Genomic DNA, 14,315 nt, shown 5'->3' on the forward strand with positions numbered 1-14,315 from the left:
ACAAGACCAATTTTTTTCTAATAGTATAGCTTGTATTGATTGCCTCATGAGGCTTCTAGCGATCGCCCTCCCGGAAAGTGACAGAAGAGGGTTATGATACTTTTAAACACAGAAACTTCTAACCAGCAGACATAGTGTGGTTCAAATACTTGAATTCTGCTGTAATGGCTTGTTTACAACTATTAGATAGAGCAGAAAGCCCATGAGGATGTGACCGACGCAGCAGGGCACATCCGTCCTTTAGGCATGAGGATGCCAATACAGTGGTCGGTACTTCACTATTTTTGTCTGGGAATATTGCTTAATTTGCCTCTTAAATCTGCCCATTTGATGCCTTCTAGGCTGGGCAAAACAACATGAGCGGCTCCAACTCGTTCAGCAGGTCCCAGTCCTACTGCCCACATACCAGCAGCTAGAGCTGCATCAACACCTGCTGCGGCATCTTCAACAACTACACATTGCCCTGGTTCGACTCCTAGCTGCTTGGCTGCGTACAGAAATAGGTCGGGTGCTGGCTTGGGTTGCTCTACACTATAACCGTCAGCGATCGCATCTACTTTGTCGGCAATGCCCAATCGCTCGATCACTGTCTGGGCATTTTTGCTAGCTGAACCAATACCAATCTTAATCCCAGCTTGCCGCAGCTCATCCAAGAGGGCGATCGCGCCTGGTAACAAATCCTTGGCTGTCATGTTTTGCATCAATTCCACATAATAGCGATTTTTCCGCTCCATCATCTCCTGGATTTGTGCTTCAGAATACCGTCTATCCCCAAGAATCAGCATCAGGGAAGCACGACGGGATACACCCCGCAGCGCGTCGTTAGCCTCCCGATTAAACGGTATACCCTCTTCATCTGCTAGCTTCTTCCAAGCTAGATAGTGAAGTTCTGCTGTATCTGTTAGCACACCATCTAGGTCGAAGATGAATCCTTGGATGTTGAAGTTGTGGGGAAGGTGGGGTTCCCTCTGGGGATAAGGCGTAATGGCGACTGGGGGGGATGAGAAACCAGGCAAACCAGAGGGATCAGAAACTTCTGAGTCGAAATTTGGGGGATTTGCAGAAAGAGAAAGTTGGAGATATTCTAGTTGACGAGTGATATCTTGGGGGACTTGTCCCTGATGCAGATCGAAATCGTGCCATTTCCCGCGCCAGTGCAGTTTAAACTTCAAGCGCGTCCAGCCCGGTGGGAGGTGGGGGTTGGCTACAGGGCCATTTTCGGTGAGTTGGATGCCGCCGAACCCAAAAATTACAGCTTGCCAAATGCCACCAGCACTAGCGCCGTGAATTCCATCGCTGGTGTTACCTCGGTTATCTTCAAGATCCACCATTAATGCCCGCATAAACAGTTCATAAGCTTCGGTTGATTTACCCAAATCTGAAGCTAAAATGGCTTCAACTGCTGGGCCAAGGGACGAACCATAGGTAATATCGGTGCGGGGTGCGTAGTAGTCCCAGCTTGTCTGCAATGCTTTTTCGTTGTAGGGAAAATCTGCTGATTCTCGCATTAAATATAAGAGCATTAATACGTCTGGCTGCTTGAGTACTTGACATTTGTTGATTTTCTCAATACCCAAGAGCGGTTGCATGGAGCGATCGCGTGGTTCATAGTCTGCTAAGTTAATATCTTCTAATTGGAAAAATCCCTCGAACTGCTCAATTAGTTCTGTTGATGGGTCATAGAGAAACAATATTTTGGCGATGATATCTTGCCAGTGCGATCGCTCTTCGGGGGTCAGCTTTAGTTTCTCTTCTAGTTCGCTGGCTTGTTCGGGGAAATTGTCAACCAACCAATCATAAACTGCGATCGCTTTCTCTAAATGCCATTGCGCCATGCGGTTTGTAAAAGCGTTGTTGTGGACGAATTCATGGTATTCATCCGCTCCGATCACTCCCCGAATTTCATACTTTTGGCGCTGCGGATTGAATTCAACCCGGCTACCCCAAAAGATCGCGGCATCCAAGATCACCTCTGCGCCACGCTTTTGCATCCAGTCATCATCACCAGTGGCTTGCCAGTAGTTCCAAATGGCGTAGGGGATATCTGCATTGATATGGATTTCCTGATCGCGGCACCAAATCCGCACGTCTTCACCATAAAAATCACTGCCGATAGCCCAACGTGGTGTAACTTCATCTCCGGTAACAGCACTTTCCCAGGCAAACATTGCCCCTTTATACCCATAATGAGCTGCCTTGCGTCTAGCTCCATTCAAAGTGTGCCAACGGTAACTGAGTAAGTTACGGGCGATCGCTGGTTGGGTAAACAGAAAGAGGGGTTGCATAAAAATTTCTGTATCCCAAAAGATATGACCGCGATAACCAAACCCCGAAAGAGTTTTCGCCGGAATGCTCACCTTGTCATCATGCTGTGGAGCAGCAATCAGCAGCTGAAACAGATTGTAGCGAACAGCAAAAGCAGCTGTGCTATCCCCTTCAATGAGGATGTCACTTTGCTGCCAAACCTCATGCCATGCGTGTTCATTGGCTTTTAATAATGTTGCGTAGTCTGACAAGTCGGCGAGTTTTTCTTGAGCTGCTGAAACTGGTGTTTCAATCTCCCGCGAGGTAAAAACTGTCACGATTTTTTCCACAGTTACGGTCTGTTGAGCTTTCGCCAAGAAGGTTGTATTCAAGCTCGGATAACCAGGGGCGGTATTGACTTGCAAAGATGCTTCAGTTTCAGTGCCTAATATTCTCACCTTAGCCGCCATACCGAGTTCAATTCGGGAACTCCGAGTGGAGCGTTGTAACCAGATTCCTTGGTCAGTCTTGCCCTGATCTAGTCCTTCCCAGTGATTGAAACCCTGATTTTCTGGATAGCCGTTGATACTAGCTTGAATTTCGATTAACCCATCAAAATCTACTGGCGTTAAATGGCAGCGTAGCGCCAACACATGGGGATCTGCAAGACTAGCAAAGCGTTCAAAGCTGATGTCTATGGTGTTTCCACTGGGAGAGCGCCAACGCACGGAACGGCTGAGAAGTCCGTAGCGTAAATCAAGCTGCCGATCATAGCGCAATATCTCACCTTGATTGAGACGGAAGCGATCGCCATTCACAATTACTACTAAGGATAGCCAGTCAGGGCAATTTACCAGTTCAGTGTATACCACTGGTACATCGTCGTAGACACCGTGGATAAAAGTAGCTGGCGATGCATGAGGATAACCTTCCTCAAAACTGCCCCTTGTTCCCAAGTATCCATTGCCGATTGTAAAAACCGTTTCTTTGGAGTGTAATTGCTCAGGGTCAAACTGGGTTTCGATTAATATCCAGTCTGTGTAGATAAAATGGCGAGAACGACCTTTTGTTTGCATAAAGTGGAGAGTGGGGAGTGGGGACAGACTAATTACGAATTACGAATTACGTTCATGTGCTTTTCCAAAATCTTTTCGGATCTGGGTTTATAAATGAGATGAAATAAGGCTTCCATATAGCGATCTCTGGCTTCGTTATTTTCTGGAGCAACAAAGTTCCAAAAACTAAACATTTTAGCAAGTAGTAGTAATTGATTGCTATGTAAATGCCAATTGTATCTATTATGAATTCGCTGACTCATCCATTCTGATACTTCCTGCCAGTGTTCAGGATGAGTATCGCATTGTTTAAGGAAATCTAAAATTTTATTTGCTGTTCCTTCTAAGTCTGTAGGATTAACATTAAATCCGTTTTCTTGGTTCTCAATAATTTCTAAAGAACCGCCAAATTTAGTAGTAAAAGTAGGCAAGCCGGAAATCATCGCTTCCAAAATACTCCGTCCGAAGGATTCAAAGCGGGCAAAATGTACATAAATTCCCTGATAATCTGCAACTACCCGGTAGGCTTCGCCGAGTTCACTGCTAGAGATACGCATCCCCACCCAGCGAATCTTGCCATGAAGATGATATTGATCAATAACGTCGTAGAGTTTTTGAATTTCTTCTGCTTCTTCTCTGTTTATAGCTTCATCTGGATGCAGTTTACTACTTAAGATAATCAGGTTACAACCCTCTTGCAACGCTTGACTTTTACCAAAGCATTCAGCTAAACCAGTGAGATTGTTGATTGAAGTGATGGTATCAACAGCAAAGATTGGTCGCTTATTAGGGTGATCTAAGTTACCAAAGATTTGGGGGTCTTCGCGGCCAAAGAGTAGGTCGTGGACTTGTGTGCGAAAGTGAGAATCTCGGTCTTCTTTTTGGCTATAGGGAAAGAAAATATTCTCATTTACTCCAGGCGGCACTAAATTGAATTTAGGACTAAACAAATCAATGCCATCAACCACATGATACAACTGGGGCATTGTAAAGCATTTATACGACTCATATTGACCTGTGCTGTCGGGTGTACCGACAATTTCTTGATAGGACGATGTGATGATGAAGTCGGCTGCATTCATGCTAATCAAATCGGCGGTGAATTGTACCGAGAAGTGATATTGATCTTCTAAATCTTGCCAATATAAATTGCTAAATAGATATTTAGGCTTTTCCAAAGAATGGGCAATGTTGCACTGAGTAACTTTCATCCGGCGAGATAAGATAAAAGCTACTAAGTTACCGTCGCTGTAATTGCCAACGATCAGATTAGGTTTGCCCTGGAATTGAGCTAGTAATTCTCTTTGTGCATCTAGAGCAAATTGTTCTAAATAAGGCCAAATCTCAACTTTAGAAATCCAATTGTTAGTAACTTCCCGATTAAATTCACCAAAAGGAACCCGCAATATCCAAGCATTTTCAGTATCTTGGACTTTTTCTAACCGCAGGTTGCAAAATGTCCCTTCACAGTTAGGGATTAGCCGAGTCAGAATAATTACATGGGGTTTAATGCCTAGCTGGTCGAGGCCAGCGAGTTTGATTTGTTCACGCAGCTCATTTTCTAAGCTGCGAGCTTGTTCGAGGACGTAGATAACTTGACCAAATGTTTCATCTTTTCCCAAAACATCTTGCTGTCCAACCCAACCGTGGACGGAAATGAGGACGACGCGAAAAACAGCAGGGACGCGGGCCACAAATGCTTCTAAGATGCCAGGTTCTGGGGAGTAAATGAGTCTGTCCAGGAGTTCTAGGGTTCCCCTGACTCGCGCCGCAGTGTTACCCCAACCCGGCTCAAAGCCTAGTTCTCGGAAGTCAAAGCTAAATTTATCATAGGGTTCATGAGGCTCAAGCTCACTCAGGAATTTCAGCGCTTGCTTAATTTGTTTGGCTAACTGAATACCGGAGTCAATGCGATCGCTAAATAAGAGGCGAATACCATCGTATTGCAGCCCATGTAATGCTTGAAATAACTTTTCTAACCAATATTCGGGGTCAGTCAACAATTGATTGCACAGGTAACGGTTGAGGAAGGCTAAACCTTGACCGATATTTCTAGCATCGTCGATTCTTAGGGAACTCTCATAGAAGGGGTGGAGGTCGATTTCGAGGATGTGGGGTTGGTAACGGTTCACTAGGCGATCTCTCACATCTAGCAGCGCTTGAGGTGTCATCTGCTCGAACTTGCTCAAGTCGGCTGTCAGTCGCCAAACTTCTTGGTTAGCAATTTTAGTCCGAACCACCAACCAAATACTTTCCTCTTCAAGAATTATTTCGTGGGTGTAATGTATCAATTTGCCAACAGAAGAAGAGTAGTAAAAATAGGCTGGCTTTTGGGATTGATGACAGTAGTCGCCAAAAGCTTGCAAAATCTCATTTCTCAGGAAGTAACGCTTACCTGAAGCACTCAACGCATAAATCAACTGACGCAAATCAGTTTTTTCATCACCGTTGAAGACAGCTTGAACTAATTCATACATGATAACCAATTCCACAAATTTAGCTAGGTCACGACCTCATTTTTCTCTCCGATCTCCAGTTCTGTGAGGTACATTTCCCCCACAATGGTAAATAACCATAACAACCGATGCAAAAACACTAACAATTATTAACAATTACCAGTTTTTTCTTTCTGTTTATTCCTGCGAGTGTCGGTACTATTAAACTCAACGAGATTGTCACCAATCCCGTTGGTCTTCAAAACCGGACGTGATACTTTCGCATCATCCGGCTCCTCAATGATTTGGTGCTTGTCACGCATACCTCATTACCCATTTATCCGCGACTTTTTCAAGTTTTCTGATGGGCTTAGGCTCGGCACTATTGCAGCCGGATTTTATGCCAGGACTGCCATCATTGGCTGTCTTTGTGTCGTGGCAATGTCTGTGTAAAAGTTGAAGATTTTTATACTCAGCCTTTCCACCTTTCGATTTTGGGATGATATGATCAACTTCCATCACATCGTCTTCACAGAAGAACATTTCGCAGTGGGTACACTTCCCTTTTTGCTTTTTCAGGAGTTTTGATACTCTGGTTGGCATTTCTGGGTTGTTACCCATTCTTGTACTCCAGTAAACCAGATTTCCGTCGTATGGTGACGATTCGCCTTTAACTTTCACATGACGTACTATTGGAGTGTCGGCATGGTTTAGTAACCGAAGTGGGGTTAATCCTTCCTTCCTGGTTGCGAATACCCAGTTATCACCGCCTATGAATTGCCAGTATCTTTTTGACACCCATTCCCCGCTCTTTTTGGGGTGGCGGCGTTTTGCCCAAGCGCTTAACTTTTGGTACGTGAGGTCATCGATATCTGAGTAAGCTACCTTACTTACCACAGTCGCGTAATAGTTAGCCCATCCCCTAATAATTGGGTTTAAATGGCTGATTAGTGCCGCTTGCGGTGCTGCCTTATGAGCTTCAATAACCCTGGCGATTTGTTCGTAATGTACCTTTTGCTTCTGCTTACTTGGGGTGATGATTGTCTTAAATCCCTGCTTTGAGTGATACTTTCCTGTTGGAAATTGTTGTATCGTAAAACCAAGGAATTCAAACCCTGGTTTTTCTTGCTCATACTGTATGAGGGTGTGAGCGAGTCTCGTTTTACTGGGCTTTAATTCTAAACCCATGCCTTGCAACCATTCAGAGATAATCTCTTTACATCTTTGGACAACGGTTATATTTTCGTGGAGAATCACGAAATCATCGGCATAACGGATGAGGCTGAGAGCATAACGGTTATCCCGTTTACCATGACCTTTTCGAGTAGGCAGGGTATCTGCATACTGTTTAATCCGTTCTTCCATCCCGTGGAGGGCGATATTTGCTAGTAACGGAGAAATGACTCCACCCTGTGGCGTACCCTCAGATGTTGAAAATAACTGCTTACCATCCATCACCCCCGCTTTTAACCATGCCCGAACTTGTCGGCGAATGGTGGGGAATGTATTTAATTTTCTTAGCAGTGCTTCTTGGTCAATGCGGTCAAAACACTTGGCGATGTCCGCGTCTAGCACGTATTTTGGTTTTACCCTAATTGCCAAGAAAATTGCTTCTACCGCATCATGGCATGAGCATCCGGCTCTGAACCCGTATGAGTTAGGCTCAAATCGTGCTTCCCATTCTGGCTCTAATGCCAGTTTGACAAGCGCTTGCAAGGCTCGGTCTTTCATTGTAGGTATACCCAAAGGTCGCTTCTCTTCCGCCATACCCGCCTGGTTGGGCTAACCTTTGACCCCAGGTTTAAGTTTCCGGTAAGTTCTAGACGTTGCTTTGGGGTCAGCGATTTAACGCCATCTACCCCAGCCGTCTTTTTCCCCTGGTTATCCTGGGTAATTCTACGAACCGCTAAAGCTCTTGCTGACCATGACTTCATCAGCGTCTTTTGGAGTCTGCGATATGCTTTTACATCACCACGGGCAGAGGCTTGATAAATTCTTTTTTGGAGCTTGTACACGTTACGCTCTAGCTTGCGCCAGTTAATAGAGTGCCATTCCACCATCAGTTGTTGAGACTGTGTATTAGACATTTATACTCACTACTTGAAACTTTATCATCCAAATCACCGTAAGTCTGTCTGCATATTCTGGGAATTACCCCAGACATTCGCTTCTGACTAAATCTCCCCTACTCGCTGCATACGGTTAGCACCTACTCAGGTATTCGACCACCTGAGAGCATACGAGAGGTTATCTCGTTCCGAATGACCATACTGTGTACCTTTAGAGTGATGCTATTCGCCGGGTTTATTGGAGATGCTTATTGGTCAACTAGCTACTTGCCAACTCCGTTATCCTTTGCCTTTTGGCTCCAGCGCATTAAGCCTTATTTCGCTGGTTCTGTGTCACGACGATTAAGCGCACCTTCAAGCAATTGCTTTTACTCATGGGTACTTTGCTCGATGCTTACCAACTTAGGCTGTCAGTAATAACACCTTTTCACCCCGCTTCAGGCGTTGATGGCTATTCTCAAACCTGGGGGTGATGCTTTCACCGTTGCATCTACGGGGTAGGATTTGAGGATTCTAGGATACTACCTTCTCACCTACATGGTCATTCAGTTGTCAAGGTTCAAATACCTTGCGGCTAATCCTCCAGACCCTAAAGGGTCTTAGTTTCTAGCCAACGATTCGCACATCCAGTCCACAGGCTAATACGACTAATCTAGCCACATATGAATGATATGAACTTAAATTAATCGCAGCATTCAAACCTTTGTCAGACTTAAAACTGTAATGTTCACAGTTTAATATTCGTTGTGAGAGTGATAGAGATAATTTTTTCTCACTACCCTTCGACCCTTCGGCAAGTGTAACCCTGAGCTTGTCGGAGGACTCAGGGTAACGCAAGCTCAGGGCATCGCAGCAAGAGCAAGTTTTACTACTGGGATAAAATCTATCCACAATTATTAACTTGTTACCATATAGTTGAGTTTTATATGCTAACTACCTACGAAATTCATAAAAGCCCATATCAGCTATAGCTTTAGCTAACCTACTGTTGGCTAACATTTGATAGTAATTGTTAACTTTTAGCCTAGTGTTAATTCAATACGCTTGGGTTAGCCTCAAAAATCTGAAACTGCGTAGGTTGGGGAGCCACTGCGCCCTTGCGGTTTCCCGACTTGTCCCTTGCGCGTCTGTCCGCAGGAGTTGCAAGTGGCATTTGAGGAACGAAACCCAACATTTTCGAGGGTTTGTTGGGTAACACGAATGTTCAACCCAACCTCCGATTATCCTTAACCCAAGCGTATTTAGTGTTAATTAACCTTCGCATCTAGCTATGGGATGAAACGCTGTGAAGTATGGGAATAAGCAAAGCCTCATTAAGCTGGGTTTTTAGGACTTAGAGCGTTTTTCAGGTAAATGAGGTATACAGGTAGGGGCACAACATTGTTGTGCCCTGACAATAATCTGTACAGAGACGCTTGTTGCAATCTGCTGTATATGTACACCGTAGCCTCTTTAACAGAGAAGTATTGCTACGCTAGCGGTGGTTCTCTCCTCTTTTCAAGCACCTAACGCATCCATCAAGATTTATTACTTACTTTAATAATCTCTTCTTTATAACCCCCGACTTAACTTGAGGGTTTTAATGCGGAAAAATTAATTTGTAATTTTGATTTTATTGGGATGCTGCTAATGAGGTTCAGCTTATAAATGCAGCCTCAATCGTCTTCCCACGATTCGTGATTCAGTAGGTCGATAATTCTATCTCTGAGTAGAAATTCGTTTTTTTCTAATTCAAGTTCAAAATTAACCCAGTCATCATGAGGAATATATTTACAGAGGGTATAAATTGGCTGCTGACGGTTAACAAGTCTCTTTTTAACAAGTTTAAGTGCTTCTTCCTTGATAACCTCAATGTCGTATTTAACCGTAGTGTTCATAGGTCGTTCCTTTATTTTCAATCAAGGAATTAAGAATCCAAACAATAGTTGCTTTGACTCTCCCTTAAACTTATCAAATAAAATTGGGGAGAATTGTGAAGAATCAAGACATTAACCCTTGCTGAAAGTTAGATATGTCAGTAAACTACTCTTTGGGTCTCCAAGTATACCCCCTTTAGAGAGATTCTTCCAGAGCCAGAAAGCTGGCACAACAAGCTGTAAACACCAAAAGAGGATGTAGATGCTCTGTAGGTGACTTGTCAAAAGGTAAGCTAGGGTAAAGAACATTCTCTAGAAAACTTATACTATGCTCCTGAATCTTGATAAAGTTCGTCAATATTTTCCCGCCCTAGCTGGTGAATGGACTTTTTTTGATAATGCTGGCGGGTCACAAACCCTGAAAAAAGTAGTAGATAGAATTAGTGAATATCTCCTGAGTTCTGATGTCCAGTTGGGAGCTTCTTATGCAGTTTCTCAACTTGCAGGAGAAAGATTGGCTCTAGCAACTAGGGGAATGGCTACTTTCATTAATGCCAATTCTTCTAAAGAAGTGGTCATGGGCCCATCTACTACAATGATGTTGAAAGTTCTCTCAATTTGTCTGGGTCAAACCTTTTCGCCTGGTGATGAGATTATTGTTACTAATTGTGACCATGAGACCAATATTGGTGCTTGGGTCGCTCTTGAAAAACAAGGAATGAAGGTTAAAGTGTGGCAAATTCGTCCAGATACTTTGGAACTTCATTTAGCAGATTTAGAAGCATTGATGAGTCAGCGCACCAAATTAGTAACCTTGACTCATGCTTCTAATGTTCTGGGAACCATCAACCCGATCAAAGAAATTACCGCATTTGTACACGATCGCGGCGCAATGATTTGTGTGGATGGTGTAGCTTATGCACCCCACAGATTAGTTGATGTGCAAGATTTAGATGTTGATTTCTATACTTTGAGTTTTTATAAAGTCTATGGTCCACATCATGCCTTACTTTATGGTAAAGAAGAACATTTATTAAGATTGCCTGGTCTGAACCATTATTTTATTGAACAGACAGACATACCTTATAAATTTCAGTTAGGGAATGTCAATTTTGAATTAAGTTATGGAATGTTGGGTTTATGTGATTATCTAAGTGAGTTAGCACAACTGCACTACGGGAATGAAACTGCACCTGATTTGAGAAATCAAATGGTGCAAGCGTTTGATTTAATTAGCATACATGAAGAAAAGATTAGCGATCGCCTACTAAATTACCTCAACAGCAAGCCTAATGTGCGAGTGATTGGTCAATCAAAGGCTGACCGTCAATCTCGTGTGCCAACTATATCTTTTGTGGTAAATGGAATGAATAGCTCGACCATTCCGGCAAAAATTGACCAACATTATATTGGGATTCGCTACGGAGACTTTTATGCTAAACGGCTGATTGAATACCTGGGGTTAGCATCGCTTGATGGAATAGTCCGGGTGAGTATGGTGCATTACAACACCCTTGAGGAAGTTAACAGCTTGATTGAGGCTTTTGAGCAGGTATTTTAACTAATTCGTAATTAGTAATGACGCTTGAAGACTCCTGACTTTTCACCTCATGTGGAAAAACCAACACCAGACCTAACCCACTAGCCTCCTTCCCTACTAGGGAAGGGGGAAAATTCAAAGCCTCTCCTCTTGTCGGCTAGGTGTACACACAAGTCATGAAATTACCCAAGACAAAACAAAAACCTCACCTTGTCCTGGCGGACATCCCTCTCCGAACTCATGGAGAGGGAAAGATTTACTCTTGGGTAAAGCGAAGGTGAGGTTTTCCAGAACCTGTAAAAAGTCACTACCTTTAATAAGGGATTTTGCCCCAAGTCTTGTTAATTTAGATAGTAGCTGGATTTACGCGCTTGCTGTACTAGAAGCGTCAGAGATTAATAATTAGGGGAGATTATGGTCTGGGACTAGAACCAGGGGCATTACCGTTAACTAGTGCGCTAGCTACCCAATTATTTGTACCAGCAATGCGATACCAGCGAGCATCGGGGGTATTAATCCAACGGTCTGCAACACTGTCCCCATAAGTCCAAGCATCAAAGTTCAAGCGTTGATTAGGAGTAGCACGCCCAACAATGGGGGCGTTTGTAGAGGTGCCAGAGCGGATATTAACACCTTCAGGAGCTGCAAGGGCACTGAAATTCACAAAGCGAATGTTAGGGTTATTTCCTCGTACCCAGAACGAAACATTTGGGTTGTTGATCGCAGGAGTGAGGAAGGTAGTGATTCGTACATTAGAGCAACCAGCTTCATTAAACAGGGCATTACCAACAGTTTGATGTCCGCCACGGACACTTATCCGCCCATCAGGAAAAATACTCTCAACGATGCCAATATGACCAGCAGATGTATTACTACCAGGAAAAGAGCGTTCCATGACCACAATCGCACCTGGTTGAGCTCCAACGCGGATAAAACCTCTACTTTGGAGGTAGCCATTATCCCAATCGCCAGCGTCAGGATAACCAGAAAGACCGAAACGATTTGCTATATAGTCAGTACACCAACATACCCTTTGAGCATTAGCTGGAGCCACAAAAAAACTTGTAGTGAGAGTTGCCGCAATCACTGTCATACCTGCGATCGCTTTTACACTTGTCAAATTTTTGGATATTTTCATATCGGCTGATTTCTAAAATGTCTATGTAATTAAATTAACTTGTACTAAAAAATACTACATTGACATAAGTACGGAATTAATATTTTTTGTGTATAAACCAAAATTGTTTAATTGTGACAACACTTAGAGATAAATGTAATAAATATTTCAGAGGCGTTATGCCTAACACCATGCGATCCCCAAGAACAAGACAGGTGTTATCAGCAATTGTGTAGTTGAGTTTCATATCTGGGAGCTAGGAAACTCAACATTTACTATGCCAGGACTTACGCAAACAATAGCCGAAAAGAAAGATTTTTAGGTAAGGGTAATACCCTGCCTTAAGCCGCTTCTCTACGAGACGCTCCGCGTAGCTTGCTTCTCCGTAGGAGTATGCCTCTACATGAATTGCCCCAGAGCGCGTGTAGTTTTGCGTAAGTTCTATAGGCAATAAATTGTAAAAATAAGTACAAAAAATAGATCCCCGACTTCTCTAAGAAGTCGGGGATCTATGTCCTGGAATACTACTTCAGCTATCGATTTTCAAAACTTGCACTTCTTCTTCTGGGGAAATTAATGTTTTACCCATTGGTAGAACAGCTAAGGCATTGGTTTGAGCTAAATTAATTAAATTGCCGGAACTGTGACTACCAGCAGCTTTGTGAAATTCGTAAACTCCATCAATTAAATGTAATTTACCCCAAAGGTAAGTTTCGCGCCTGCCGTCCGATCGCAATTCATCATGCGATCGCACTTTCAAAAATACTGGTTCCCAACCTTCAGTAATTCCCGAAAGTTTCTTGATTGCTGGTAGCACAAAGCGCCAAAAAGTTACTAAAACAGCACCAGGGTTTCCTGGTAAACCAAAATAGAGGGCTGTTAGCGGATAACTATGGTTTAGCCCGTTTTGAGTTGGGAAAGTTGCGACGGTAAGGGGTTTCCCTGGTTTCATCTCCACAGCCCGAATGTGGATTTTTGCTCCTAGTGACTCTAGAATTTTGTCAACATAGTCATAATCTCCCACTGAGACACCACCAGAAGAGAGAACTATATCAGCGATCGCAATGGCGTGGGTAATGACTTTCTCCAGAGCAACTGGATCATCCTTAACAATACCTAAAATTAACGGTTCTGCCCCACTTTGTCTTACCAACGCTGCGATCGCATACTGATTAGAATCTACAATTTGTCCTGGTTGCAGCAGTTTATCAACTGATACCAACTCATCACCAGTGGAAAAAATTGCCACACGCGGACGACGATAAACACTTAATTGCGGACATTGTGCTGCTGCCAATACGGCAATTTCTGGGGCATTTAACTTAATTCCTGCTGGTAGTAGTTGTGTTCCAGCTTGATAAAAAGATGCTTGATGTCTGACAAATTCTTGCGGCTTTGACGCATCCAGGATAAATACGCGATTTTCCTCGCGCCGTGTCTTCTCTTGTATGACGATAGTATCCGCACCTGCTGGGATCACCGCACCTGTGAAAATCCGCGCGGCTTGCCCTGGTTGAATTGTAGACTTGGGCTGATACCCAGCCGGAATCTCTTCAACAATTTCTAAAACAGACGGTTGTTCGGTGCTGGAGTGCTGCACATCTTCGTAGCGAACTGCGTAACCATCCATTGCCGAATTATCCCAATGAGGAAAATCTAGCGGACTGGTGACAGGCGTTGCTAAAATGCGACTATCGGCTGCCAATAAATCTACAACTTCTGTATCCCGTTGATGATCCAACGGTTGTACTAAATTTAAAATAATTGCTTCTGCATCGCTGACTGATAGCATAGCGATCGCCTCCGAATTTTTACCTTTATCTCATAAAGTAACACTGAACAATTTTAGATTTTAAATTTTAGATTTTGGATTGAAGGATTCAAAACTTAAGCCTGGTTTCACAGCTACCGTTGTTTCAACTATGGAACTTTTAAGTTTAAATGCCAAACCCAAGTCATCATCTTAATATAAAAAACAGCAGCAATTATTTCCCAACCC

10 protein-coding genes and 1 pseudogene are annotated in these 14,315 nt (G+C 43.4%); 1 reads left to right on the plus strand and 10 read right to left on the minus strand.

Annotation, left to right across the window (positions count from 1 at the left end):
• Nucleotides 1–278 precede the first annotated feature (278 nt).
• From pgmB to V7K36_RS27875, 8 genes and pseudogenes are all read right to left on the minus strand, one after another.
• A complete protein-coding gene (pgmB, locus tag V7K36_RS27840; protein ID WP_335120911.1) occupies nt 279–3,320 on the minus strand; it encodes a beta-phosphoglucomutase in 3,042 nt (1,013 codons plus the stop codon).
• A 32-nt stretch (nt 3,321–3,352) separates the two neighbouring features.
• Nucleotides 3,353–5,776: a sucrose synthase gene (locus V7K36_RS27845; RefSeq protein WP_335120912.1), complete on the minus strand. Its 2,424-nt coding sequence runs from the start codon at nt 5,774–5,776 to the stop codon at nt 3,353–3,355.
• A gap of 128 nt (nt 5,777–5,904) precedes the next feature.
• Nucleotides 5,905–6,057, minus strand: coding sequence for a hypothetical protein (locus V7K36_RS27850; protein WP_335120913.1), 153 nt, complete (start codon nt 6,055–6,057; stop codon nt 5,905–5,907).
• Nucleotides 6,050–7,501: a group II intron reverse transcriptase gene (locus V7K36_RS27855; RefSeq protein WP_335120914.1), complete on the minus strand. Its 1,452-nt coding sequence runs from the start codon at nt 7,499–7,501 to the stop codon at nt 6,050–6,052. Before V7K36_RS27855 ends, V7K36_RS27850 begins: the two co-directional genes overlap by 8 nt.
• Nucleotides 7,462–7,821, minus strand: coding sequence for a reverse transcriptase N-terminal domain-containing protein (locus V7K36_RS27860; RefSeq protein ID WP_335120915.1), 360 nt, complete (start codon nt 7,819–7,821; stop codon nt 7,462–7,464). The genes V7K36_RS27855 and V7K36_RS27860 overlap by 40 nt, the downstream gene beginning before the upstream one ends.
• Nucleotides 7,822–8,409: 588 nt before the next feature.
• Nucleotides 8,410–8,724 (minus strand): annotated as a pseudogene (locus tag V7K36_RS27865) (zinc ribbon domain-containing protein); the annotation flags it as partial.
• Between the two features lie 134 nt (nt 8,725–8,858).
• On the minus strand, nt 8,859–9,011 hold the full coding sequence (locus tag V7K36_RS27870) for a hypothetical protein (protein ID WP_335120916.1): 153 nt from the start codon (nt 9,009–9,011) through the stop codon (nt 8,859–8,861).
• 447 nt (nt 9,012–9,458) lie between these two features.
• A complete protein-coding gene (locus V7K36_RS27875; protein ID WP_334942084.1) occupies nt 9,459–9,680 on the minus strand; it encodes a DUF4327 family protein in 222 nt (73 codons plus the stop codon).
• A gap of 307 nt (nt 9,681–9,987) precedes the next feature.
• Between V7K36_RS27875 and V7K36_RS27880 the strand changes: the two genes are divergently transcribed.
• Nucleotides 9,988–11,220: a cysteine desulfurase-like protein gene (locus V7K36_RS27880; RefSeq protein WP_335120917.1), complete on the plus strand. Its 1,233-nt coding sequence runs from the start codon at nt 9,988–9,990 to the stop codon at nt 11,218–11,220.
• A gap of 391 nt (nt 11,221–11,611) precedes the next feature.
• Here the strand turns inward: V7K36_RS27880 and V7K36_RS27885 are convergent, their stop codons facing one another.
• Together V7K36_RS27885 and V7K36_RS27890 are read right to left on the minus strand one after the other, a co-directional pair.
• Nucleotides 11,612–12,337 (minus strand): CHAP domain-containing protein, encoded by a 726-nt coding sequence (locus V7K36_RS27885; protein ID WP_335120918.1) that lies wholly within the window; start codon nt 12,335–12,337, stop codon nt 11,612–11,614.
• Between the two features lie 508 nt (nt 12,338–12,845).
• Entirely contained in the window at nt 12,846–14,108 is a 1,263-nt protein-coding gene (locus tag V7K36_RS27890) for a molybdopterin molybdotransferase MoeA (protein WP_335120919.1), read from the minus strand.
• Nucleotides 14,109–14,315: the final 207 nt, after the last annotated feature.

It is taken from the genome of Nostoc sp. (assembly GCF_036919555.1).
GTDB lineage: Bacteria > Cyanobacteriota > Cyanobacteriia > Cyanobacteriales > Nostocaceae > Nostoc.